Annotated in this window: 25 protein-coding genes and 1 pseudogene; 8 read left to right on the top strand and 18 right to left on the bottom strand. The window is 67.1% G+C overall.

All coding sequences use genetic code 11. The annotated features are described in order from the left end of the window. Positions 1–68: 68 nt before the first annotated feature. From ACYQ0R_RS00350 to arsD, 7 genes are all read right to left on the bottom strand, one after another. The gene (locus ACYQ0R_RS00350) at positions 69–521 is read right to left on the bottom strand and encodes a transcription elongation factor Spt5 (RefSeq protein ID WP_459820334.1); all 453 of its coding nucleotides are present in this window, start codon (positions 519–521) and stop codon (positions 69–71) included. After that, positions 521–697: a protein translocase SEC61 complex subunit gamma gene (locus ACYQ0R_RS00345; protein WP_007998465.1), complete on the bottom strand. Its 177-nt coding sequence runs from the start codon at positions 695–697 to the stop codon at positions 521–523. Before ACYQ0R_RS00345 ends, ACYQ0R_RS00350 begins: the two co-directional genes overlap by 1 nt. 64 nt (positions 698–761) lie before the next feature. Next, a complete protein-coding gene (locus ACYQ0R_RS00340) occupies positions 762–2087 on the bottom strand; it encodes a M20 family metallopeptidase (protein ID WP_459820333.1) in 1326 nt (441 codons plus the stop codon). Positions 2088–2193: 106 nt separating this feature from the next. Next, on the bottom strand, positions 2194–2352 hold the full coding sequence (gene hcsS, locus ACYQ0R_RS00335) for a halo-CC-star protein HcsS (protein WP_459825621.1): 159 nt from the start codon (positions 2350–2352) through the stop codon (positions 2194–2196). A gap of 143 nt (positions 2353–2495) precedes the next feature. After that, on the bottom strand, positions 2496–2876 hold the full coding sequence (gene hcsL, locus ACYQ0R_RS00330) for a halo-CC-star protein HcsL (RefSeq protein WP_459820332.1): 381 nt from the start codon (positions 2874–2876) through the stop codon (positions 2496–2498). Then, positions 2873–4843 carry an arsenical pump-driving ATPase gene (arsA, locus tag ACYQ0R_RS00325; protein ID WP_459820331.1) on the bottom strand — a complete coding sequence of 657 codons (1971 nt, stop codon included), beginning with the start codon at positions 4841–4843 and terminating at the stop codon, positions 2873–2875. The genes hcsL and arsA overlap by 4 nt, the downstream gene beginning before the upstream one ends. A gap of 1 nt (position 4844) precedes the next feature. Beyond that, positions 4845–5174, bottom strand: coding sequence for an arsenite efflux transporter metallochaperone ArsD (gene arsD / locus ACYQ0R_RS00320; protein WP_459820330.1), 330 nt, complete (start codon positions 5172–5174; stop codon positions 4845–4847). A 285-nt stretch (positions 5175–5459) separates the two neighbouring features. Between arsD and ACYQ0R_RS00315 the strand changes: the two genes are divergently transcribed. Beyond that, entirely contained in the window at positions 5460–5870 is a 411-nt protein-coding gene (locus ACYQ0R_RS00315; protein ID WP_459820329.1) for an ArsR/SmtB family transcription factor, read from the top strand. Between the two features lie 133 nt (positions 5871–6003). Here ACYQ0R_RS00315 and ACYQ0R_RS00310 read toward each other — a convergent pair whose 3' ends face one another. The 3 genes from ACYQ0R_RS00310 to ACYQ0R_RS00300 all read right to left on the bottom strand — a co-directional run bounded on the left by ACYQ0R_RS00310 (position 6004) and on the right by ACYQ0R_RS00300 (position 9550). Continuing rightward, positions 6004–6276 (bottom strand): hypothetical protein, encoded by a 273-nt coding sequence (locus ACYQ0R_RS00310; RefSeq protein ID WP_459820328.1) that lies wholly within the window; start codon positions 6274–6276, stop codon positions 6004–6006. Positions 6277–6422: 146 nt separating this feature from the next. Then, complete coding sequence (ftsZ, locus tag ACYQ0R_RS00305) at positions 6423–7580, bottom strand: cell division protein FtsZ (protein ID WP_459820327.1); 1158 nt, start codon at positions 7578–7580, stop codon at positions 6423–6425. A gap of 161 nt (positions 7581–7741) precedes the next feature. Further along, the gene (locus tag ACYQ0R_RS00300; protein WP_459820326.1) at positions 7742–9550 is read right to left on the bottom strand and encodes a S9 family peptidase; all 1809 of its coding nucleotides are present in this window, start codon (positions 9548–9550) and stop codon (positions 7742–7744) included. An 82-nt stretch (positions 9551–9632) separates the two neighbouring features. On the opposite strand from ACYQ0R_RS00300, the gene ACYQ0R_RS00295 reads away from it, so the two are divergent. Next, complete coding sequence (locus tag ACYQ0R_RS00295; protein ID WP_459820325.1) at positions 9633–10682, top strand: glycosyltransferase; 1050 nt, start codon at positions 9633–9635, stop codon at positions 10680–10682. A gap of 75 nt (positions 10683–10757) precedes the next feature. On the opposite strand, the gene ACYQ0R_RS00290 is transcribed toward ACYQ0R_RS00295, so the two are convergent. The 6 genes and pseudogenes from ACYQ0R_RS00290 to ACYQ0R_RS00265 all read right to left on the bottom strand — a co-directional run bounded on the left by ACYQ0R_RS00290 (position 10758) and on the right by ACYQ0R_RS00265 (position 16407). Then, positions 10758–11399, bottom strand: coding sequence for a halocyanin domain-containing protein (locus tag ACYQ0R_RS00290; RefSeq protein WP_459820324.1), 642 nt, complete (start codon positions 11397–11399; stop codon positions 10758–10760). A gap of 271 nt (positions 11400–11670) precedes the next feature. Then, positions 11671–12616 (bottom strand): annotated as a pseudogene (locus tag ACYQ0R_RS00285) (PLP-dependent aminotransferase family protein). A gap of 47 nt (positions 12617–12663) precedes the next feature. Continuing rightward, positions 12664–14955, bottom strand: coding sequence for a phosphoenolpyruvate synthase (ppsA, locus tag ACYQ0R_RS00280; protein WP_459820323.1), 2292 nt, complete (start codon positions 14953–14955; stop codon positions 12664–12666). A gap of 310 nt (positions 14956–15265) precedes the next feature. Beyond that, a complete protein-coding gene (gene hisE, locus ACYQ0R_RS00275) occupies positions 15266–15592 on the bottom strand; it encodes a phosphoribosyl-ATP diphosphatase (protein WP_459820322.1) in 327 nt (108 codons plus the stop codon). Continuing rightward, positions 15589–16182: a pyridoxal 5'-phosphate synthase glutaminase subunit PdxT gene (gene pdxT / locus ACYQ0R_RS00270; protein WP_459820321.1), complete on the bottom strand. Its 594-nt coding sequence runs from the start codon at positions 16180–16182 to the stop codon at positions 15589–15591. The genes hisE and pdxT overlap by 4 nt, the downstream gene beginning before the upstream one ends. A gap of 60 nt (positions 16183–16242) precedes the next feature. Continuing rightward, positions 16243–16407 carry a preprotein translocase subunit Sec61beta gene (locus tag ACYQ0R_RS00265; protein ID WP_459820320.1) on the bottom strand — a complete coding sequence of 55 codons (165 nt, stop codon included), beginning with the start codon at positions 16405–16407 and terminating at the stop codon, positions 16243–16245. Between the two features lie 98 nt (positions 16408–16505). Here ACYQ0R_RS00265 and trxA point away from each other — a divergent pair, with 98 nt between their 5' ends. The 4 genes from trxA (at position 16506) to ACYQ0R_RS00245 (ending at position 18948) form a co-directional block, all read left to right on the top strand. Next, positions 16506–16775: a thioredoxin gene (gene trxA / locus ACYQ0R_RS00260; RefSeq protein WP_488193298.1), complete on the top strand. Its 270-nt coding sequence runs from the start codon at positions 16506–16508 to the stop codon at positions 16773–16775. 54 nt (positions 16776–16829) lie between these two features. Then, positions 16830–16979 carry a 50S ribosomal protein L40e gene (locus ACYQ0R_RS00255; RefSeq protein WP_459820318.1) on the top strand — a complete coding sequence of 50 codons (150 nt, stop codon included), beginning with the start codon at positions 16830–16832 and terminating at the stop codon, positions 16977–16979. An 87-nt stretch (positions 16980–17066) separates the two neighbouring features. After that, the gene (locus ACYQ0R_RS00250) at positions 17067–17750 is read left to right on the top strand and encodes a PHP domain-containing protein (RefSeq protein WP_459820317.1); all 684 of its coding nucleotides are present in this window, start codon (positions 17067–17069) and stop codon (positions 17748–17750) included. Between the two features lie 13 nt (positions 17751–17763). Beyond that, positions 17764–18948, top strand: coding sequence for an asparagine synthase C-terminal domain-containing protein (locus tag ACYQ0R_RS00245; protein ID WP_459820316.1), 1185 nt, complete (start codon positions 17764–17766; stop codon positions 18946–18948). A gap of 260 nt (positions 18949–19208) precedes the next feature. Here the strand turns inward: ACYQ0R_RS00245 and ACYQ0R_RS00240 are convergent, their stop codons facing one another. Further along, positions 19209–19934 carry a uracil-DNA glycosylase family protein gene (locus ACYQ0R_RS00240; protein WP_459820315.1) on the bottom strand — a complete coding sequence of 242 codons (726 nt, stop codon included), beginning with the start codon at positions 19932–19934 and terminating at the stop codon, positions 19209–19211. 133 nt (positions 19935–20067) lie between these two features. Here ACYQ0R_RS00240 and ACYQ0R_RS00235 point away from each other — a divergent pair, with 133 nt between their 5' ends. Next, on the top strand, positions 20068–20712 hold the full coding sequence (locus ACYQ0R_RS00235; RefSeq protein ID WP_459820314.1) for a DUF7095 family protein: 645 nt from the start codon (positions 20068–20070) through the stop codon (positions 20710–20712). A 99-nt stretch (positions 20713–20811) separates the two neighbouring features. After that, positions 20812–21618 carry a class I SAM-dependent methyltransferase gene (locus tag ACYQ0R_RS00230; protein WP_459820313.1) on the top strand — a complete coding sequence of 269 codons (807 nt, stop codon included), beginning with the start codon at positions 20812–20814 and terminating at the stop codon, positions 21616–21618. On the opposite strand, the gene ACYQ0R_RS00225 is transcribed toward ACYQ0R_RS00230, so the two are convergent. After that, positions 21615–21914 (bottom strand): DUF8152 family protein, encoded by a 300-nt coding sequence (locus ACYQ0R_RS00225; RefSeq protein ID WP_459820312.1) that lies wholly within the window; start codon positions 21912–21914, stop codon positions 21615–21617. The two genes, ACYQ0R_RS00230 and ACYQ0R_RS00225, sit on opposite strands and share 4 nt — an antisense overlap. Positions 21915–21916 lie beyond the last annotated feature (2 nt).

Below are 21916 nucleotides of genomic sequence, written 5' to 3'. Positions count from 1 at the left end.
TCGGTCGGTGATCGATCGGTAACACTCGTGAAAATCGTGACCGGTTGCAAAACCGAGATGAAAAGCGGCTACCGTTCGTCGGAGTCGAGGACGCGGATCTGGTCGCCACGGACCGTCACGGGGATCGGCACGGTCGCCTCGTACAGCTCCACGGTCACCTGGTCTTTCCCCTCGTCGATGCGCTGGACGCGCGCTTTCTCGCCTTTAAACGGACCGGCGATCAGCTCGACGATGTCGCCCTCGGCGATCCCCTCGACGTCGGGCGTCGGCGAGAGGAAGTGTTCGACCTCCGAGAAGGGACTCTCGGCGGGGCCGTCGGAACCCTCGATGACGCCGCGGGCGTGCGGGATCTCGTCGAGCACGCGGGCAAACACGTTGCCGTCGGACGCCTCGACCATCACGTAGCTCGTGAGCTGGTCGGGCGCGATGACGGCGTGGATCTCCGGCATCTCCTTTTCGGCGAGCATGTCGGCGACGGTGCGCTCCTGGCTCGCGGTCGTTTTGACCGAGTAGATCGGCATTACGCGCCGACCCCCGGCAGGAGGCTCATGATCGCAAAGATCAGGAAGCCGATGAACCCGACGAGAATGATGCCGGCACCGGCGATCTTCGACACCTGAAGGAACTCGTCGGTGCTCGGCGTGCTCGCCAGCTTCAGCACCCGAATGTAGCTGTTGAGGTCGTACGGAACGTCCATGTTACGAGCCGCTTCGTGACGAGACGGTTTTTACCTTTTGATGCGGGGCCGACACCGCAACCCCCTACGCGTCGCCGTCCACGTCGAGCAGACGGTCATCGCTCTCTCCATCACCGTCCACCTCGTTGCCCGCACCGATCCCGACGGCCGCGAGCGCGTCCGGAAGCCGGAGGTACCACTCCGTCGTGCGCTCGAGCGCGTCGATCGGGACGTACTCGTCGACGGCGTGAGCCGTGTCGCTGCCGACCGCACACTCCACCGCCGGGACGCCGGCCGCGCGGAGCTTCTTCGCGTCCCCGCCGCCGGTCGCGCAGTGCCGAAGCACGCGCCGTCCGGTGAGCTCGCGGCCGGTGTCGACGACCGTCCGCACGATCGGGTGGTCGGGGTCGACGTACGTCCCGTTCACGAACGAGACGTCGGCGATCTCGACGTCCTCGCGGGCGCGAATACAGCGCTCGAACCGCTCGAACATCCCCTCCGCGGAGGCCCCCGGCGTCACGCGCACGTCGAGCGCCGCCGTCGCAGAGCCCGGAACGCTGTTCACCGTCGACCCGCCGTCCAGCCGACCCAGGTTCACCGTTGGGTGGTCGAACAGCTCCCGCGGGTCCAGCTCCCGGCCGGCCGGATGCGCCTCGTAGTACTCGATCGACTCGTCGACGATCCGGCCGACTTCCTCGGGATACGACAGGTCCAGTCCGGTGATCGTCTCCCGGCAGCCGGTGACGACCTCGTACAGCCGGTCGACGGCGTTGCGACCGACCATCGGCCGGGAGCCGTGAGCGGACTCCCCCGTCGCCTCGAGCGTCAGCCACACCCGCCCCTTATCGGCGACCGCGACCGAGTGGCGCTCCGCCGTCGACGTCGTCTCGCCGACGACCGCTGCGTCGGCCGGTATCGCGTCCGCCTCGAGCACCGCGTCGATGCCGGCGTCGCCGCCCGTCTCCTCGTCGCTCACGAACGCGAACTGGAGGGTGACCGGCGGCCGCTCGTCCGCGGTCGCGAACGCGCGCAGCGTCTCGAGCATCGCCGCCACCGCGCCCTTCATGTCGGTCGCGCCGCGGCCGTAGATCCGGTCGCCGACGCGTTCGCCGAGCGGGTCGACCGACCACGCCTCCCGGTCGAACGGGACGGTGTCGACGTGCCCCTGATACAGAAGCGTCCACGCCCGCTCGCCCGGCAGCGTGACGACGACGTTGGGCTTCGACTCGTCGCTCGCGACCCGCACGGGCGAGAGGCCGAGCGCCGAGACGTAGCGTTCGATCCACTCGATGGCCTCGCGCGTCCCGCCCGGCGGGTTCCGCGTGTCGACCGCGATCAGGTCGAGCGTCGTCTCGACCAGGCGGTCGCGTCTGGCGTCCGAGTCCGCGTTCAGCGTTCGTATACGAGTCATTGTTGGGACAGTCGTGGTGGTTCGAGAGGTCCGTGAGGCGAGGCGCGACGGGTGCAACGGGGGAGATGTCTCGAGGCGAGACCGTACTGCCGCGACGTCGGAGCTCTCAGCAGCTCCCGCCCGCACCGCAGGCGTTGCCGTAGTCGATCCCCGTCTCGTTGGTGATCGCCTGGTTACACTGCATCAGGATCGAGGTGAACTGGAACGGCGAGCTCTCCTCCTGGGCCGCCGCAAGCTCCGCACCAAGCGCCTCGGCGGCCGCGATGACGTCCTCGTCCGAGAGGTCCGCCGGTTCGTCGACCGGGTCGGCGGAGTCGCCCGCGCCGTCGACCGGGTCGGCGGAGTCGCCCGCGCCGTCGACCGGGTCGGCGGAGTCGCCCGCGCCGTCGACCGTCTCGTCGGGGGAGCTCAACAGCACCCACCTCCGGTCGACTGCGCGAACTCGCGACCGATCTCCTCGCTGATGACGTCGTTCGTCTCCTGGAGCAGCTCCACCAACGCCTCCTGTGCCGCCCGATGTCGCCGCAGCGTCTCGTCGTCGTCCATCTCCTGCCGGAGATCGCGGAGCTCCGCCATCGCCGACTCGTCGAAGCCGCCGCGCTGCATCCCCATTCGCTTCTGCTGGTACTCCCGAAGCAGGGCCAGCGCGTCCGGGTCGTCCTGTAGCTGCTCGTCGGCCTCGACGAACTCGCGGTACGTCTCCGAGCGCTTGATCGCCTCGAGGAACGCCCGCAGCTTCGGCTCGACGTCCGCGGCGACGCCCTGCCCGGAGGCGTGTGCGTCGCTCACGAGGAGGTCACCTCCGGCGTTCGCTTCCGGGCGAGATCGGCCAGCCCGGGGATCTCGTCGCCGAACGCACTCAGCTCGTCGAGCCCGATCGGCTCCTCGCGGCGGAGCGGGGCCAGCATCAGCGGCGCGTCGAACCGGTCGCGGATCGCGTCGAGATACGTCGCCTGCTGGGCGCGACGGTTCTCGAAGAACGCGTTGTCCCCGTACTCCGCCGGAAGGAGGTAGTTGGCGACGACCAGCGACGTCTCGATGCCGACCTGGTCGTTGAGGTCCTCGGCGGCCCGGTACGCCTCCATCATCGGCGTGTACTCGGGGTACATCACGAACGCGAACGTGCTCCTGTCGGGGTCTTTCATCGTCTCGATGACGTCGTCGTACTTGTCGCCCTTCGCCGGGGCAGCGCCCTTCGTCAGCGAGCCGAGGTCCATGAACCCCTTCCAGTCGGAGGGGAGCTCCAGGAGGCGGAGCGTGTGCCCGGTCGGGGCGGTGTCGAAGACGACCACGTCGTAGCCGTCCGCCTCGAAGTAGCTCACGAACTTCTCTAACGCCGCCATCTCCTCGGCACACGGCGACTCCAGCTCCTCCTCGACGTTCGCGATCGCGGCGTCGACGTCTATCTGCGTGTCCTCCTTGTTCTCGTACATCTCCGTGACGTGGTCGAGGACCTGCTGGCGGTACTCCTCGAGCGCCTTCTCCTGGTCGATGCGGGCCGCGTCGAGGTTCGCCTGCCCCACCGACGTCGGCTCGTGACCGACCGGCTCCCCGAAGATGTCCTCGAGGTGTGCGGCCGGGTCCGTGGTGACGACGAGCGTCTCGTGGCCCGCCTCCGCGAGCTTCGTCGCCGCCGTCGACGCGATCGTGCTCTTGCCGACGCCGCCCTTCCCGGTGAAGAAGAGATACCGGGTCTCCTCGCCGGGTTCGAGCTGTTCTACGACTGCGTCGGGGTCCGTCATCGACTCGAAATCGAGCGCCGCCGAGTCGGCCGCGTTCTCGGCGTCGACCGCCGACGCGGAGCCGGCCGTTGCCTCGACGTCGACGGTGGCCTCTGCGCCGTCGTACAGCACGCCGCCGACGTCGGCGAGCAGGTCGAGGCCGGCGATCTCGCCGGGCTGCAGCGGGTACGTCGCCATCGCGTCGGCTTCGAACTCCGCCGTCGCCCGCTCGATGACCGCCTGCTCGTCCTCGCGTTTCCCCTCGAAGAAGGGGTCCTCACACACCGCTTCCGGGAGGTAGCCGTTGATGATAAGCAACTGCGATTCGATCCCCAGCTCGCCCAGATCGCTCGCGCTGCGTTCGATCTCGTCGATCGAGGAGTCCTCGGGCTTGCCGACGAACGCGAACGACGTCCGCTCGCCGTCCTGGAGCGTGTCGATGGCGCGCTCGTACTCCTTCTTGCGGTCCTCCATCGACGAGGCGGGACCGATACACGTCGACCCGCCCTTCTCGAGTTCGGCGTTCCAGTCGGACGGCAGCTCCATCAGTCGGATCGTGTGCCCGGTCGGCGCGGTGTCGAAGACGACCACGTCGTACTCCGGGCTGTCCATGAAGTCGACGAAGTTGTCGAAGGCAGCTATCTCCTCGATACAGGGACTGTTGAGCTGCTCTTCGACCGTCTCGATCTGCTCGTCGTCGAGCAGCGCGCGCATCGGCTCGATCGTCTCCTGGCGGTACTCCTCGGCGGCGACGTCGGGGTCGATCTCGATCGCCGAGAGCCCGTCGACGTCGTCGATCCCGGTGACCTCGTGACCGATCTCCTGCTCGAAGATGTCCGAGAGGTTCGGCGCGGGGTCGGTCGTCACTAGAAGGGTCTCGTAGCCGTTGTCCGCCAGCCACGTCGCCGTCGCACAGCTCACCGTGCTCTTGCCGACGCCGCCCTTGCCGCTGAAGAAGACGAACTCCGTCTCCTCGCCGCTCGGCTCGATGATCTCGCGCGCGTCCGTCCGCGTTCGAAGGTCCGTGTTCGACATCTCAGGCCTCCTGTGCGTGCAGCCGTTTCTCGACGCTCGCCACCATCTCGTCGTACGAGAGGTACTCCTCCGTGGCGACGATCTCGCCGTCGACGACGGTGATGGGAAGGATCGACGGCCCGTTCTCCTGGACCATGTCGTAGATCCGCTGGGTGTCGAGGAACTCGTCGATGTCGTGTTGCATGTTCGCGCGGGCGACCTCGACGTCGTCCACCGCCTCCTCGAGCTGGTCGAGCGCGGCGCTCACTTCCACCAGCTCGTCGTCCGGGTCAGGACCGCAGACGCCGGTGGAACAGCACATCGCCTCTTCGTACAGTTTGAGTTGCGTCATGATGGGTTCGTGTTTCGTGTGTCACTTCGGTAACCGTTCCTCACGGTGCGTGCTCGCCTCGGAGACGGGTCCGAGTTCATTTGAGTATTCATTCATTTGTACTCATAAGCGCTTCGATCGTCGCGAGGGATTCAGCGAGGGATCGAGCGTACCGATTCGGCAGCCGTCGAAGCGCGTGTCCGTGTCGTCGTCGTTTCAATGGTTGCTGAAACATTCGGAGATATCACGGAAAACGACGCGAGGGGGTCCACAACGCTTAATCTCACGTCCGTTCAATCGTTTCGTATGTCATCGACCGATCGATTGCGGCGCTACATCAGCGACGAGTGCGGCAGTTGTGGGCAGGAGGACGTCGACGAGTGGCTGGCCGAACTGCAGGAGCTGGACGCCGCCGCCAGCGGCCCGGCGGTCGACTCGGACGTCGAACTGCTGTCGGCGTTGAGCAACGAGACCCGGTACAAGATCGTCCGGATGCTTCACGCCGCGGACGACGAGCTCTGCGTGTGCGAGCTCTCGCCGCTGCTGGACGTGAGCGACAGCGCGATCAGCCACGCCCTCTCGAAGCTCACCGACGCCGGACTCGTGACGCGCCGAAAAGAGGGCAAGTGGCGGATGTACCGGGCGACGCCGCGAGCGACGTCGATCCTCGTCGCGCTCGACGGATCGCGGGGGCTGTCGGCCCCCGCCCACGACTGACGCGAACGCAAGGCCCCATCCGCCCGCTCTTCGAACTCTCCGCCTCGACGCCGTGACGGGATCCGCCCCGGCGTGACCACCGCGGTCGTTCGCGACCGTTCCGACCACACTGCTCGTCGTCGCTCGTGAGACGCTACTCCGAACCGCCGCGACCGAACAGCCACCGCAACCCGCCGGCGGCCCCGGCCGCGGTCGCCCCGTTGGAGACCGCTCGCGGAGCGTCGTGCCACGTGACCGGGTCGCCGGAAAGCACGCCGACACCGATCATCGTGAGAACTGTCGCCGCGAACGCGATCGCCGGGACGCCGACCGCACTCGACACGCCGCGGTCCGTGTCCGGTTCGGGAGCGTCGACGCTCGGGACGGCGTCGGCATCGGCGTCGGTGGTGAGTGCGCGCGTCGACATCGTGGAGGCGGGGTGGCGGACAGCGGGGGGTCGGGAACGGTTGGATGGCGAGCGGAAACGGGCAGGACAGGCGGGAACGGTCGGAGAGCGAGCGGGGAGCGATCGACGCGACGTCGAAGCCGGGCGGAGCGGGAACGCGGCAGCGACTACTCGACGTAGTCGATGTCCTCCATCTGCTGGGCGGCCTGCTCGCGTTCGGCCTCGGTCCGGCCGTAGATCTGCGGGGAGTCGACGCCGGTGACGACGATCATGGTGCGCATCTGACCCTCCAGCTCCTCGTCGACGGAAGTACCCCAGATGATCCGGGCGTCGGGGTCGATCCGGTCGTAGATCTCCTCGACGACGCCCTCGGCCTCCTCGATCGACATGTCCGTCCCGCCGGTGACGTTCACCAGCGCGGAGTTCGCGCCGGAGATGTCGACGTCGAGAAGCGGCGAGCGCAGGGCGGATTTCACCGAGTCCTGCGCCTTCGAGTCGGAGTCGGACTCCCCGAGGCCGATCATCGCCACGCCGCCTTTCTCCATCACGGTGCGGACGTCGGCGAAGTCGAGGTTGACGAGGCCGGGCTTGGTGATGAGCTCGGTGATGCCTTTCACCGAGCGCATCAGCACCTCGTCGGACACCTTGAACGCCTGGCGGACCGGGAGCTTGCCGACCGCGTCGAGCAGGCGGTCGTTGGGGACGACGATGACGGTGTCGGAGACGTCACGCAGGCGCTCCAATCCGGCCTCGGCGTTCGTCCGGCGCACCTCGCCCTCGGCGGTGAACGGCGTCGTGACGATGGCGATGGTAAGCGCGCCGGACTCGCGGGCGGCCTTCGCGACGACCGGCGCGGAGCCGGTTCCGGTACCGCCGCCGAGCCCGGCGGTGACGAACACCATGTCGGAGCCGTCGATGGCGTCCTGGATCTCCTCTTGGGACTCGATGGCGGCCTCCTCGCCGACCTGCGGGAGCGACCCGGCACCGCGCCCCTGCGTCTTCTGCTGGCCCATCAGGATCTTCGTGTCCGCCTCGATGTTCACGAGATGCTGGACGTCCGTATTCGCCGCGACGAGCTTCGCGCCGCGGATCCCCTCCTCGGTCATCCGGTTGACGGTGTTGCCGCCGGCACCGCCGCAGCCGACCACCGTAATGTTCGTCTGCAGGTCCCGAAGGACGTCCTGTAGCTCGTCGTCGGTCATCATGCCGGTCTGTGGAGGGCCTCCGGCCGAGCCACCGTCCTCGGACCCGTCGTCGAACCCGCCGGTCTCCTCGTCGGGAGACTCTTCGGCTTCGTCGATCGCGTCCTCTACGATAGAGTCCATTATGTGGTTCCGTTGCGACCCGGGCCTATTTATCTTTGCCCAATCGTCATACGCGGGTCTGACGCCGTATCTCGTCCGATCGAGGGCGTGTTCCCCGGGCGCGTCGGACGTGGCCGGCGAGACCACCGAACGCAGCCAGCCGAACCACGGAACTGCCGTGACTATCCGACGTGCCTGTCGAGGAACTCCACTATCGCTCGGTACGCTTCGATCCGATTCTCTAGCTTCGAGAACCCGTGTCCCTCGTCATCGAATATCAGCTTCCGGACCGGCACGTCCTGGTTCCGTGCCCGCTCGACGATCGCTTCCGCCTCGCTCACTGGGACCCGCGGGTCGTTCGCGCCGTGAAGGACGAACAGCGGAGCCTCGATCGACTCGACGTTGTTGATCGGCGAGATCGACTCGAGGAACTCGCGGTCGTCGTCGAGCGAGCCGTACTCCGCCTCCCGGAGCTCGCGTCGCCAGTCGCCCGTGTTCTCGAGGAACGTGACGAAGTTCGCGATGCCGACGACGTCGACGCCGGCGGCCCACAGCTCCGGATACTCCGCAAGCGACGCCAACACCATGAACCCGCCGTAGGATCCACCCATCGCGGTGATCCGGTCAGGATCGACTTCCGGATGGTCGTGGAGCCACTCGACGCCGGCGCGAACGTCGGCGACGGAGTCCATCCGCTGTTCGACGTCGTCGAGCGCGGCGTACGCCTTCCCGTACCCCGAGGAACCACGGACGTTGGGCTCGAACACGGCGTAGCCAGCGTTCAACAGATACTGCGTCACCGCCGCGAACGACGGTCGGCGCTGCGACTCCGGCCCCCCGTGGATGTCGACGACGACGGGATACCCATCCGCGGGCGGCTCCGTCTCCGGCACCGAGAAGTACGCGGGGATCTCCCGTCCGTCGAACGTCGGATAGTGGACGAGTTCGGGCTCGATGAACGTCTCTCGCGGGATACCCGCCGTCGACGCGGCGGTCCACCGTTCCGTCTCCCCCGTCGTCGCGTCGACCACGTACACGTTCCCGTTGTTCGCTCGGCCGGTAGCCGTGAGCGCGTATCGGTCGCCGTCCGGGCCGAAGCTCACGCCGCCGGCGACCCCATCCGGAAGCTCCGGCTCCGGAAGCGGGTCGATCCGATCGGGCGCGACCAGCTCTCCCGCCGTGATCTCCGTGTAGCCGTCGACGTTCCGCGAGTAGAGACATCGCCGGGACTCCTCGTGGACCGCGACGCCGTCGACGTTCCACTTGCCGCCCTCGGCGACGACGCCGAACTCGTCGGTCGCGAGGTCGAGCCGTTCCAGACGAAGCGTGTCGCTCTCGCGGTCGGTGACGACGTATATCGAGTCGCCATCGGGGCCCCACTCCGGACTGCCGTACCTGACATCTCCCTCGTGTGGCGTGTGGTGGGTCGACTCCCCAGTCGCGATCTCGAGCGTGTACAGATCGTGGTCGAACGAGGAGTGTGCCTCGTGGACGATCAGTCGATCGTCCGACGGCGACCACCCGGCGACGGAGAGCCAGCCGTCACCCTCGAAAACGAGCTCCGCGGCGTCGCCCGTCGCATCACGCGCCTGGACGTACACGTCGAACACCGACTCCTCACGCCGGTTCGAGGCGAACGCGAATCGGTCGCCATCGCCGCTCCAGCCGCCCCACCGGTGTTTCGCGTCCGGCCGGACAGTGAGGTTCGTGATCCGCCCCGTCTCGTAGTCGAGTCGGTGGAGCTGCACGCGCTCGTTTCCGCCCTCGTCCATCCCGAACACGGCCTCGGAACGCTCCGGCGAGGAGTCGACGAACGTCACCCGCTCCTCGAAGAACGTGTGCTGTTCGGGCCAGCCGTGCGGCTCGTCGAGCGACCACACCTGCGACGTGCCGGTCGTGTCCAGCAGAAACGAGAGCCGTCCACCGGGACCGAGGTCCGCACCGACGGCGCTGCGAACGTTGAGGTAGCGTTCGATGTCGTACTCGTGCATGCCGCGGAGTTCCACGGCCGACCGGAAACCGTTTCGGGTGGATGCCGTGTCTTTTTATCGGACCCTCCCATCGGTTCCGCGTATGCGTGTCGCGTTCGTCTCGCTTTTCACGCCGGAGCATGGGGCCACTCCGGCTCGGGACCGAACGCACCGGCTCGCGCGGCTGCTCGCCGCCCGGGGTCACGAGGTGATGTGGCTGTGTGCCCGCTGGTGGGGCGGCGACCACGACCGGTTCGACGACGACGGGATCGAGTACCGATCCGTCGTCGTCGACCCCGCTCCGTCGGCGTTCGCAGCGAGGCTCCCGGCGGCGCTCCGTCGCGTCTCCCCCGACGTCGTCCACGCAGTCAACAGTCCGCCGACGCCCGCACTCGTGGCCACGCTCGCCGGAACGGCGCTCCGCGTGCCGGTCCTCGTCGACTGGTGGCGGGACCATCCGTCGGACGACCCCCGGCGCTATCGACTGCTCTCGCGAGGCGCGGAGCTGATCACGACCCCATCGCGGACGACGAAAACCCACGTCCGCGAGCACGGTGCCGACGGCGACAATGTCCGGGTGATCCCCGAGAGCATCGACTTCGACCTCGTCGAGCGGACCCCCGTCGACGACCGATTCGACGCCGTCTACTCGCGGCGACTCGACCGACACGCCAACGTCGAGACGTTTCTCCTCGCGCTGGCCGAGCTTCGCGACCGCGACTGGAACGCGGCGGTGATCGGGGACGGCCCCGAGCGAGGCCGGATCGAAGCGACCGCCGGGGAACTCCGGATCGACGACCGGGTGACGTTCCTCGGCGACCGACCGCTCGAGGAGCGGGTCGCCGTGTTCAAGGGGACACACGTCGTCGTGGGGGCCGCGACGTGGGAGACGTTCGCGACGGAGCTGCTGTGGGCACTCGCGTGCGGCTGCGTGGGGCTCGTCGAATACCAGGCCGACTCCAGTGCACACGAACTCCTCGAGGGTCGCGCCCGAGGGCGGCTCGTCACGAGTCCTGCCGAACTCGCGGACGAGTTCCTCGCGGTCGGTGATCTCGAGCGAAAACACGTCGATCGCGACTTCGAGCGGTACGACCACGACGCCGTACGCCAGCGGTATCTCGACTGCTATCGGGAGTTGACGGACGAGAAATAGTCGGAAACGACGGCGAGAATAGTCGGAAACGACGGACGAGCCGGGAGTGCTACCGGTCGAGCGTCCGGAGACGGCTCACTCCTGTGTGATCGTGCCGCCGTACTTCATGAAGACGAACGCGAGCCCCAAGGTGCTCACCATCGCGATGAACGTCGCGATCCCGAGCGCACGAGCGCCCTGGGGAACGAACACGGCACCCGCACCGCCCTCGTCGACCGTCTCCGTGGGGACGTCGTCGCCGACCGCCAGTCCGGCGTGCATCCCGACGCCGTCGTGGGGCGCACAGTGGTAGTGGGTGATCCCCTCGTCGTCCTCGCTCGTCTCGTAGGTGTAGGTGAACCCCTCCTCGTCGACGACCTCGCTTTCCAGCTCCGCCGGCCCCTCGACCGTTTCGACGTTGTGACCGCCGCCCTGCCCGGTCCACTCCCACGTGATCGTCGTTCCGGGATCGACCCACAGGAGGGTCGGGTCGTACGCGAGCCCGTCGTCGTCGGCTCCGACCATGACGGTGACCTCGTCCTGCCCGCGTGCGTCCTCGTAGGTGCCGAGATTCCCCTCCGCACCGCTCGGCCAGTCCGGCACCTCGTTGCCGCCGCCGTTCCCCTCGTCCTCCTGGGCCGCTGCCGTTCCCGTCGCGCCCGCGGCAACACCGGCGGCCGCCGTCGCACCCCCGGCGGTCCGCATGAACGTGCGTCGAGAGACGTCGTCCGTACTCATACAGCCCGGTTGGGGACCCCCTGTAGTGAATATGTTGGTTCGTCTCCTCCGCGAGCCCCGGACGACTTCTGGTCCGCCGGCAGCATCGGCGAAACGGAGCGCACTCCGATCGGCCGAACGTTTATCAGCGAAACCGCGGCCATCCGTTTCCGTGACGTAGCGTATCATCCCGGACCGGTCGAGGCGGGTGCGCGGCGAGCCGTCCGGGAAGCGTCCGTAGCCGCCTGTCAGCCATCTTCCACGCAACCCGGGTCGTAGTCCGCCGATCGGCTTACTCCCGTATCCGGTCGAGGTCCACGATACACGCCTCCAGCGTCTCTCTCGTGACGTGGGGCATACAGACGATCCGAAGCTCGTTGCGCCCCGTCCGCGAGAGCTTCCACCCAGTCTCGCGGAGCGCGGCGAACTCCGCATCGGGTACCGCGGCCGCGACGAGCGGAAGCTCCGGTTCGACCACGTCGTATCCGCGGTCCACGAGGGCGTCCGCCACCCACGCCGCGTTCTCGTTCGCCCGCCGAGCCGCAGCCCGGTACCCGGCCGGCCAGAGCGCCTCCATCGCCGCGACCGCACCCGCGACGCCGGCACCGCTCCGGGTTCCGGTGAGCGTCGTCTGTGAGTGCGTCTCCAGATACGGCGTGTCGACCGCCAGCGCGTCGAGGGGAGCGGCCTCACGGGCGATCAGTCCACCCGCCGGAACGACTGCCTGACCGAACTTATGCGGATCGACGGTGAGCGTGTCGATCGACGCGACCGTACTCGGTCGTTTCCGCGACGCCGACGACCAGCGCCGTGTCCGCGTCGACTGCGGCGGCGACCGCGGCCGGATCGACCCGCTCGTCGGCGTCGAGCGGCACCGTCGTGAGCTCGACATCTAACAGCTCGGCCGCTTTCCGAAACGAGAAGTGTGCGCTCTCGGGCACGACGACGTTCGGATCGTCGCCGTCGTGACGGTTTCGCGCCGCACGAGTCGCCTGAACGTTCGCCTCCGTCCCGCCGGAGGTGACGTACCCGGCGGCCGATTCAGAGCTCGGGTGATCGGCCAGCGTCGCGAGCAGTTCGACGGCACTCTCTTCGAGCGCGGCGATCGACTCGTACGTCCCCGGGTCTCCGGGATTCGTCGCCAGAAACCGCTCGGCGGCCTCGCGAGCCGCGGGATGCGGATCGGTACACATCGAGGAAAGAACCCGGTCGAACGACTGGGGCTCGGCCCGTTGCATTCGATCGCCCATGGATTCGGTCGGGGCTTACCCGTTCCGTTCTGCGGTCAGCGAACGGAGTCGAGCAACAGCCGCTGCTCGGTCCGTTTTACCTCGTGTTGGACGTCCCGGACCGCGTCAATGTTCGCGGAGATCGACGAGACCCCCTGCTCGACGAGGAACTCCACCATCTCGGTTTTCGACCCTGCCTGCCCACAGATGCTGGTGGCGACATCGAGCTCCCGGCACGTCTCGATCGTGTCGCCGATGAGCGTCAGCACCGCCGGATGCAGCTCGTCGAAGCGGCCCGCGACGTGCTCGTTGTTGCGGTCGACCCCCAGCGTGTACTGTGTGAGGTCGTTCGTGCCGAAGGAGGCGAAATCGATTCCGGCGTTCGCGAGCTCCTCGATCCGGAGCGCGCTCGCCGGCGTCTCGATCATCACTCCCCACGTCTGTGCATCGGGGTCGATCCCGGCTTCGCGCATCTGGTGTTTGGCCGCCTCGAGATCGGCCGCATCGTTGACGAGGGGCAACATGAGCTCGAGATTGTCGTAACCCATCTCGAACAGACGGGCAAACGCGGCAAGCTCCTGTTGGAACACGTCGGGCTTGTCGAGACTCCGTCGAACGCCACGCCAGCCAAGCATGGGGTTGTGCTCGCGGGGTTCACCGTCTCCCCCCTCGAGCTCCCGGAACTCGTCCGTGGGAGCGTCCATCGTTCGAGCCCGAACCGGTCGCGGGTAGAACTCGTCGGCAACACCCCGGATCCCGTCGACGAGTTCGTTCTGGTACGCTCGCGCACCGTGGTCTGCGATGTACTTCTCCGGCGTCTTTCCGAGCGACAGCACCATGTGTTCGATCCGGAGGAGACCGACCCCATCGGCACCGGTTGCGGCCGCTCGCTCCGCGGCCTCGGGAATCGAGACGTTCACTTTCACCTCCGTGGCCGTCATCGGTTTCACCGGCGTCTGCGGACGGGCAGCCTCGACCGGCTCGAACTCCTCGGCGGGCTCCGCCTCCTCGTCGACGCCGGACCGGATCGTTCCCTTGTCGCCGTCGATCGTTATCTGCTGGTCGTCCTGCAGATCCCGCGTCCCGGACTCCGTGCCGACGACGGCGGGCACTCCGAGCTCTCTGGAGATGATCGCCGCGTGGCTCGTCATGCCGCCCTCGTCGGTGACGATCGCCGCGGCTCGCTTCATCGCAGGCACCATATCGGGCATCGTCATTTCGGTGACGAGAATGTCACCCTCCTGTACCTGGTCAAGGTGATCGAGCTTGGTGACGATGCGGACGGCGCCGGAGACGACGCCGGGACTCGCGCCGAGGCCATGAAGCAGCACGTCCTCGTCGGCGTTGGAGTCCGAACTCTCCGATCCGTTGGCATCGGTTACGGCCTCGTCGTCCGACTCCTGTATCGTCGTGATCGGCCGCGACTGAAGCATGTACACCTCGCCGTCATGTGTCGCCCATTCGACATCTTGGGGCACGCCGTAATGCTCCTCGACGCGCTCGCCGAGCGCAACGAGTTCCTCGATCTCCTCGTCGGAGAGGACGCGTTCGGTCCGGCGATCGGGATCGACGTCGACCTCCACGGTCTCGCCGGTGTCCGGATCCTTGATCATCTTGACCTTCTTATCGGCGACCGTCGCGTCGACGACCTCACCTCGCTCCCGGTCGTACACGTAGTTGTCCGGAGAGACGGTACCGGAGACGACGGCCTCGCCGAGCCCCCATGCGGCCTCGATGATGATCCGGGGATCGCCAGTCGACGGGTGACTGGTGAACATGACCCCGGACCGGTCGGCGTCGACCATCCGCTGGACGACGACGGCGATGTCGACCTCGTCGTGGGGAAACTCCTTCCGCTGCCGGTAGTAGATCGCTCGCTGAGTGAAAAGCGACGCCCAGCACTCCTTGACGCGCTGGATCAGCGCCTCCTCGCGAACGTTGAGGAACGTCTCCTGTTGGCCGGCGAAGGAGGCGTCAGGGAGGTCCTCGGCAGTCGCCGAGGACCGAACCGCGACGAACGCAGCCTCGCCGTCGACGCTCATCGATCGATAGCTTTCGAGGATCTCCTCGCGAACGTCGTCGGGGAGCGGCGTCTCCAGAATCAGCTCCTCCGCGGTCGCCTCCGCCGAACGCAGCGCCGCGGAGTCCTCCGGGTCGACGTCGACGGCCGCGAACAGCTCCTCGTCGATCCCCGCCTGCTCGATGAACGACCGGTACGTCCCCGCGGTGACGACGAACCCCGGCGGCACCGGAAGTTCGGCCGCAGTGAGTTCACCCAGCGAGGCCGCCTTGCCGCCGACGGTGTCGAGATCGTCGGCGTCGACTTCGTCCAGCCAGAGTACTGCCATTCGTGTATCGGGAGGATCCACGAGCCTACGTATGAAGCTTCCGACCGACACGAAGCTGAATAAATACAACTCGGCTTCGAGTGAGCAATCGGGGGGTCAGCTCGCGCCCCGGTGGATCGATGAAGAGAGGGCCGATATCGCCGCGAGGTAACGAACCGTACTGATCGGTTCGTACATCTTCTTGGCGGTCGGTACGTCTATACTTATCCGTCGCATACGGTACAGAGTTAGATACAATAACACAGACCAGTGCTGTTACAGAGGTTGTAACAACTGATTGATCGGGGGTGGAATCATCCGAATCCGGGGCTCAAAATCGGTCGCGAAGCTCGGAGCGAAGCTCCTCGAGTTCGACGTCGTGCATCGACAGCAGCACCAGCAGATGATAGACGAGGTCGGCGCTCTCGTACACGAGTTCGTCGGCATCGTCGTCTTTGGCTGCGAGTATCGTCTCCGTCGTCTCCTCGCCGATCTTCTCCAGGACCGCGTTCTGTCCTTTCTCGTGAGCGAAAAGCGAAGCCGTGTACGAGCCCTCGGGGAGTTCCCGCTTGCGTGACTCGATTGTGGCGAACAGCTCGTCGAGAACCTCGACGGTCTCGGCGGCACCGTCCTCCGGAGGCGGTGCCGAGTCGGTCATGCTTTCACCGCCATGTCGGGAAAGAACGCGAGGTCGTGGATTCGCGGATCGTCGGTGAGTTCGGGATGAAACGACGTCGCGACGACCGGACCGTCACGGACCAACACCGGCCGGTCGTCGATCCGTGCAAGCACCTCGACATCCGATCCCACCTCGTCGATGAGCGGTGCGCGGATGAACACGGCGTGGAAGGCGTCCGTGAGTCCCGCAACCGCGATCGGTGCCTCGAAGGAGTCCTTCTGCCGGCCGAACGCGTTGCGGTCGACCGTGACGTCGACCACGCCGAGCGGATCGACACGATCGTCTTTCGCGTCGCGTGAGCAGACGATAAGCCCTGCACACGTCGCGAGAATCGGTTTTTCGTTTCGCACGTGCTCGCGAATCTCGGAGGCGATCCCCTCGCGATGGATCAGCCGCGAGATCGTCGTCGACTCACCACCCGGCATCAGCAACGCGTCGCAGTCGGGGACGATCCCGGCGTCACGAACCTCGACGACGTCCACTGACTCGCCGTGGGCGGTCGCGGCGCGACGAACGGCGTCCGCGTGTTCGGTCACGTCACCCTGAACGGCGACAACCCCTGCTTTCATACGACGTGTTCGGTACGGGAGGTGGAAAAAGGGCGCGCTACGGGCGGCCGGTCGGTGGGGCTACGCGACCGTCAGCGAGAGGATCTGCACGAACACGCCGAACAGGACACAGAAGGCGACGACGGTCTTCGGGTCCATCGAGATCGCGTTTCGGTCTTGGGCGTCGAAGTACCGTACGAGCCCCGCACTGGACATCAGCCCGCCGGAGTTCTGTCCGCTGCTCATAGCCGGCACTGCGGACCGGGGCGGCCTAAACGTTTCGTCTCCGGACTGTGGCAGTGGGAAACCCTTATGCGCGGGCCCCTGCTAGCAGTCGGCGGACAATGACCGTTCGACTCCTGGATTTCTACGCCGACTGGTGTGGCCCGTGTAAGACCCAAGACCCCATCCTCGAGGAGGTCAAAGAGGAGTTCGGCGACGCCTTCGAGCTGCAGAAGGTGAACGTCGACGAGGAACAGGACGTCGCCAACCAGTACCAGGTCCGCTCGCTCCCGACGCTCATCGTCGAGAACGAGGACGGCGTCGTCGACCGATTCGTCGGCGTGACACAGCGGGAAGACATCGAAAGCGCGCTGTCGGAAGCCGGAGCGTAGTTCGGTCCGTCGCGTCTCGCAAGCTTTTACAGCACCGGTCCGCTTGGTAGCCGTATGGCTAAATTTGACGCCGCGGAACGCCGAAACCTCGAAAAGCAGATCTGCATGCGCTGTAACGCCCGGAACGCCGCCGACGCCAGCACTTGCCGCAAGTGTGGCTACGGGAACCTCCGTCCCAAGGCGAAGGAACGCCGCGCAGCTTGACCGTCGCTGACGATCCTCCAAGCTCCCGTCACGTCGGGGCATCCGCGTACCGGGGGGCTTTTTTACTCAACCGTCGAACGAACGTGCGTGCTATCCGTCGAGCTGCACACGCACTCCGAGCTCTCACACGACGGGCGCGATCCGGTCGATCTCCTCTTGGAGCAGGCGGCTGCGGTCGGCCTCGACGCGCTCGCCGTGACGGACCACGACGAGATCGACGCCAGCATCGACGCTGCCGAGCAAGCCCCTGACTACGGGCTCGTCGGGATCGTCGGCATGGAGGTGACGTGTGCCGCGGGACACGTCCTCGCGTTCGGGATCGACGAGATCGTCGAGAGCGGACTCCCGTTCGACGAGACGCTCGACCGGATCCACGCGCAGGGCGGCATCGCCGTCGTGCCGCATCCGTTCCAGAAGACGCGTCACGGCGTCGCCGCCCACATCACGGACGAGCAGCTCGCCACGGCGGACGCGATCGAGGTGTACAACTCCCGGCTGTTCACCGGACGCGCGAACCGACAGGCCGAGAAGTTCGCGGTTCGCCACGGGGTACCGATGACCGCCGGCAGCGACGCACACATCTCGGAGATGGTCGGACAGGCCGTCACGGAAGTGGGCGCGGACGACCGCTCCGCGGAAGCGATCCTCTCGGCGATCGCCGACGGACGGACGAGCGTCGTCGGCAAGCGAACTCCGTGGCGCGTCTCATTCCGGCAGTTCGCTGGCGGGGCAAAGCGCCGCGCGCTCCGCGCTATCGGCGAGTTCAGATGAACGGACCCCGGCAATGACTGACGAAGGGGTCAGCGACGATGTCGTCGAGAGCAACGAGACGAATCGACTTCGCGGTGCGTCTGCCGCGGTCGTCCGCAAGGCCGTCAACGACCACGAACCGTTGCCCGGAACGTGTGGATTCGCCGGGCTGCTCTCCGGGGTGTCAGACGGTGATGGACCGACGCTCGTCCGTGACGTGTTGGGTCGCGAACCGATGTTCGTCGACCGCGAGGCGGCGGATCCGACGGAGCCTGACGCGTGGGGGTTCGACCCCACAGCGGTGGCGGACCCCCGATCGGTGCCCGCCGGAACCGTTCTCGATCGGCACGGCGAGACGGCGGTCTGGCCGCTTCCGACGTACGCCCCCGCCGATCCCGTCGACGGACAGCGGGCCGTCGACGAGGCGGTTCGGGACGTGCTCTCCGACATGAGCGGAGTTCGGTGCGAGAGGGATCGGGTGGCCGTCGCGTTCTCCGGCGGCGTCGACTCGGGACTCGTCGCGACCGGCGTCCCTGACGCCCCCTGTTACGTCGCCGGGTTCGAGGAGAGCCACGACGTCGCCGCTGCGCGCGAGGCGGCCGCGGCGATGGACCGGGAGCTCCGCGTCGTCGAGCTGACTCACGACGACCTCAAGCGCGCGATTCCAGCGGTCGCAGACGCCACACGACGACGGAACGTGATGGACCTCAACATCGCGGTCCCGTTGTATCTGGCCGCGGAGGCGGCCACCGCCGACGGGATCGAGCAGCTGGTGCTCGGGCAGGGGGCCGACGAGCTGTTCGGGGGGTACAGCAAGGTCGTGGAGCCCGCCGCCGACTCCCGCGTCGGCGCCGACACGGTTCGCGGCGCACGGACCGAGACCGTTCGGACTCTTCCGGCGCAGCTCGAACGCGACGTGTTGACGCTTCGGGCTGCCGGCGTCGAACCAGTCACGCCGCTGCTCGACGACCGAATCGTCGAGGCGGCGCTGCGTCTCCCCGACGAGCTCCTCGCGACGAGCGAGGAGCGGAAGATCGCGTTGCGACGAGCGGCAGCTCCGTATCTCCCCGATTCGGTCGCAGGCGCTGACAAGAAAGCCGTGCAGTACGGCACGTACGTTTCCCGGGAGATCGACCGACTCGCCCGCCAGAACGGGTTCAAACGTCGAATGGACGACCACGTCGGCAAGTACATCGACTCGTTGCTCGACGATGTGTGACCGTCCGAAAAAACGGCCCGCCGCGGGCCGTAACTGACCAAGCCGCTGCGTGGAGTACCAGTCCTGCAGCTGACGCCCGCCGATCGGGCGTCGATGGGTGGTTGTTCGTATCAATATAAAACACGCATTCTGGCGTCAAATATGGCGGTGTGTGGCGAAAACTGCACCGCTATGTCAAGAACAAATCCGAATCAGAAAACGTTTGACAAGATCATATCCGACAGCGGCGTCGAAAGCGAACAGTCACCCGATCCGGGTCGCTACCGAACGAGGTACGGGTCGTCTCCGGCCATAAACCGACCGAGATCGCTCTCCCGCCGGAAGTCGGTCGATCGGAGCTCCTCGAGCGCGCTCACGAGACGCTCTCCGTCGCCAGCGCCCCATTCGCCGGGGTCTTTGATCGGAACGACGAGCCAGCCGGATCCGAGAAGCTCCGTCGCGTGCAGCGCGTCCATATCGATCCGCGTTGTCCGGGCGCGAGCGGTGTACTGCCGAAAAACGTGTTCGGTCGTGCGCTCGCCGACCGGCAGGAGGACGTGGGCGGCGATCGCCCGCAGCTCCGCGTCGAAGAACCGCTCCATGTCGGCGTACGACTCCCGCGTGGGCGTTCCGGACGAATCGCACATGTGAAGATACGAGAAGAACGCGTTCCGAGGCCGATACGGCAGCCGATCGGCGGAGCGACCGATCGCCTCCGGCGACGCCTCCGCTCCCGTTCCGTCGGAGTTCGATGACGTTCCGGACGGCGGCGTCTCGGGCGATGTCTCGGGCGACGAGACGAGGCCGGCGTCGGCCAGTGTGGCGAGGAACGTCTCCGACCACGGCTCTCCAGTGAACGGGACGCCGTCGGCGACACCCCCGTGGATGCCCGGATGGTCACCGATCACGTGAAAATCGGCGTTCGCGTCGCCGTATCCCGGAACGAAGCGGTCACAGTCCGGCGTCATCCCGAACGGATTCCGCGTGCGGTCCGTAACGTTTTGCACGACGTCTCGTAGGCGTGCCGCGTGTAATAGCCCGTTCGGTTTACGGATTCGCCGCCCGTTCGAGCGCTTTCCCGGAGTCGGAACCGGAGGCGGAGCGCAATCGGTTTGACCGGCGACCGCCTATGGGAGTCTAATGGACCGTGACACGGCGGTCGACCGACTCGAATCGATCGTCGACCACGTCGAAGCTGCGACGATGCCCGTCCCGGTTCGCGAGGTATGGGCGTTCGGCGACGTCGCGCTCGGCCTGGATCCGGTCGATCGGCTCGACGTCTACCTCACGAAGGACGTACTGATGCGCGGCGACTCGGAGGCTGCACGGGCGTTCGAGGAGGAGTACGGGATCAAAGGCGTCGGCACGTCGGTCCGGTCGGAGTGGGCCAAGGCGAATCCGGACCGGGTCAGAGCCAGCGACAACGGCTACGCAGCCCCCGAGAAATGTCTCGCGGCGGAGCTGGTCGACGACGACGAGCCGATCCATCTCGAGGTGTGTAACGCGAGCTTCGAGGACAACGTCACCCAGCGGCTCAAGGGTGCCCTCGCACGGGACGCCTACGAGGAGGTGCTCGACCCCCGGGGCGTCTGTCTGTGGATCGACGGCCAGCGCGACGAGGAAGCGTTCGCGAAGCTTCGGGACGCGGCGTTCCCGATGCCGACGCTGGAGGCGGCGCTCGGCATGCTCGGTGCCGACGACGACGTGGCCGGTGAAGCTGCAGCCGTCGTGAAACGCCAGCGAGCCGAACAGACGAGTGCGTCGGTGCGTGGCGACATGGTCTGACCGGCGTTCCCTCGGGTCGCGGAGACGAGGACCCGACCCGGCTAGTCGCCGAGTCACCGATCCAGACCGCTTAATTCCCCCCGTCACGAACGCGGCGACGTGCGACGGTTCTCCGCGGCGTATCTCGAACGCACCCGAGAGGGGATGTGGGCGGACGACCGGGCGGCGCTCGCGGACCTCGAGCTCCAGAGCCGCGCTCGCGTGCTCGACGTGGGCTGTGGCACCGGGGAGCTGACGCGCGTGCTCGACGCGGAGACTCCCGATGACGCGACCGTGATCGGCGTCGACGCCGACACTGGACTCCTCGAGGTCGCCTGCGAGACGAGCGCGCTACCGTATCTCGCCGGCGACGCGACTCGGCTCCCGCTCCCGGACGACAGCGTCGACCTCGTCGTCTGTCAGGCGCTGCTGATCAACCTCCCGGACCCGGGGATGGCGGTGCGGGAGTTCGCGCGGGTGTCGACCGACCTCGTCGCGGCCGTCGAGCCGAACAACGCAGACGTGACGGTGACGTCGACCGTCGACGCCGAGGAGCGGCTGGAACGGGAGGCCCGTGCAGCGTATCTCGCGGGCGTCGGCACCGACGTCGCGCTCGGCGAGCGCGTTCGGGGGTTCTTCGAGGAGACCGACCTCACGGACGTCCGCGTCAGTCGATACATCCACGAGAAGCGGATAGCGCCGCCGTACGCGGATGCATCGCTGGCGGCGGCCGCACGAAAGGCGTCCGGCGCGGGGATCGCCGACCACCGCGAGGAGCTTCGTGCGGTGATGACCGACGCAGCCTACGATGACCTCCGGCGTCGCTGGCGGTCGATGGGACGCGAGGTCGTCGACGAGATGCAGGCCGGCGAGTACGAGCGCGTCGAGCGCGTCCCGTTCGACGTGACCGTCGGGCGGATCGGTTAGCCGTCCGGCGACCGGGACGCGATCCGGTCGGCAAGCTCCCGTGCGGCGTCCACGTGGTCGTCCGCCTCCGGATCCTCGGTCCCGTCGATCCCAGCGAGCAGCTCGCCGATCTCCTCGGCTCGTCGCCGAACCACGTCGTCGTCGACGTCGCCGGTCGCGATATCCGCCGCGAGCGCCTGCGCCTCGCCGAGCCGCCAGCCCGCCTCGCGTGCGACCGGCAGCTCCTCCGTCGCGCGAAGCTGTCGGTGGAGCTCCACTACGGGGTCAAACTCGTCGTCCGCGTTCTCCTGAGGCATCC

Source organism: Halorubrum luteum (assembly GCF_054652935.1).
This window is presented reverse-complemented; position numbering and strand designations above follow the sequence as displayed.

What these genes read in the sequence shown, in the direction of transcription:
- ACYQ0R_RS00350 (WP_459820334.1), bottom strand. Translation starts at nt 521, where the DNA reads ATGCCGATCTACTCGGTCAAAACGACCGCGAGCCAGGAGCGCACCGTC.
- ppsA (WP_459820323.1), bottom strand. Translation starts at nt 14,955, where the DNA reads ATGGCAGTACTCTGGCTGGACGAAGTCGACGCCGACGATCTCGACACC.
- trxA (WP_488193298.1), top strand. Translation starts at nt 16,506, where the DNA reads ATGACCGTTCGACTCCTGGATTTCTACGCCGACTGGTGTGGCCCGTGT.
- ACYQ0R_RS00340 (WP_459820333.1), bottom strand. Translation starts at nt 2,087, where the DNA reads ATGACTCGTATACGAACGCTGAACGCGGACTCGGACGCCAGACGCGAC.
- ACYQ0R_RS00245 (WP_459820316.1), top strand. Translation starts at nt 17,764, where the DNA reads ATGACTGACGAAGGGGTCAGCGACGATGTCGTCGAGAGCAACGAGACG.
- ACYQ0R_RS00265 (WP_459820320.1), bottom strand. Translation starts at nt 16,407, where the DNA reads ATGAGCAGCGGACAGAACTCCGGCGGGCTGATGTCCAGTGCGGGGCTC.
- ACYQ0R_RS00310 (WP_459820328.1), bottom strand. Translation starts at nt 6,276, where the DNA reads ATGTCGACGCGCGCACTCACCACCGACGCCGATGCCGACGCCGTCCCG.
- ftsZ (WP_459820327.1), bottom strand. Translation starts at nt 7,580, where the DNA reads ATGGACTCTATCGTAGAGGACGCGATCGACGAAGCCGAAGAGTCTCCC.
- pdxT (WP_459820321.1), bottom strand. Translation starts at nt 16,182, where the DNA reads ATGAAAGCAGGGGTTGTCGCCGTTCAGGGTGACGTGACCGAACACGCG.
- ACYQ0R_RS00255 (WP_459820318.1), top strand. Translation starts at nt 16,830, where the DNA reads ATGGCTAAATTTGACGCCGCGGAACGCCGAAACCTCGAAAAGCAGATC.
- ACYQ0R_RS00225 (WP_459820312.1), bottom strand. Translation starts at nt 21,914, where the DNA reads ATGCCTCAGGAGAACGCGGACGACGAGTTTGACCCCGTAGTGGAGCTC.
- hisE (WP_459820322.1), bottom strand. Translation starts at nt 15,592, where the DNA reads ATGACCGACTCGGCACCGCCTCCGGAGGACGGTGCCGCCGAGACCGTC.
- arsA (WP_459820331.1), bottom strand. Translation starts at nt 4,843, where the DNA reads ATGTCGAACACGGACCTTCGAACGCGGACGGACGCGCGCGAGATCATC.
- ACYQ0R_RS00295 (WP_459820325.1), top strand. Translation starts at nt 9,633, where the DNA reads ATGCGTGTCGCGTTCGTCTCGCTTTTCACGCCGGAGCATGGGGCCACT.
- ACYQ0R_RS00300 (WP_459820326.1), bottom strand. Translation starts at nt 9,550, where the DNA reads ATGCACGAGTACGACATCGAACGCTACCTCAACGTTCGCAGCGCCGTC.
- ACYQ0R_RS00290 (WP_459820324.1), bottom strand. Translation starts at nt 11,399, where the DNA reads ATGAGTACGGACGACGTCTCTCGACGCACGTTCATGCGGACCGCCGGG.
- ACYQ0R_RS00235 (WP_459820314.1), top strand. Translation starts at nt 20,068, where the DNA reads ATGGACCGTGACACGGCGGTCGACCGACTCGAATCGATCGTCGACCAC.
- ACYQ0R_RS00315 (WP_459820329.1), top strand. Translation starts at nt 5,460, where the DNA reads ATGTCATCGACCGATCGATTGCGGCGCTACATCAGCGACGAGTGCGGC.
- arsD (WP_459820330.1), bottom strand. Translation starts at nt 5,174, where the DNA reads ATGACGCAACTCAAACTGTACGAAGAGGCGATGTGCTGTTCCACCGGC.
- ACYQ0R_RS00345 (WP_007998465.1), bottom strand. Translation starts at nt 697, where the DNA reads ATGGACGTTCCGTACGACCTCAACAGCTACATTCGGGTGCTGAAGCTG.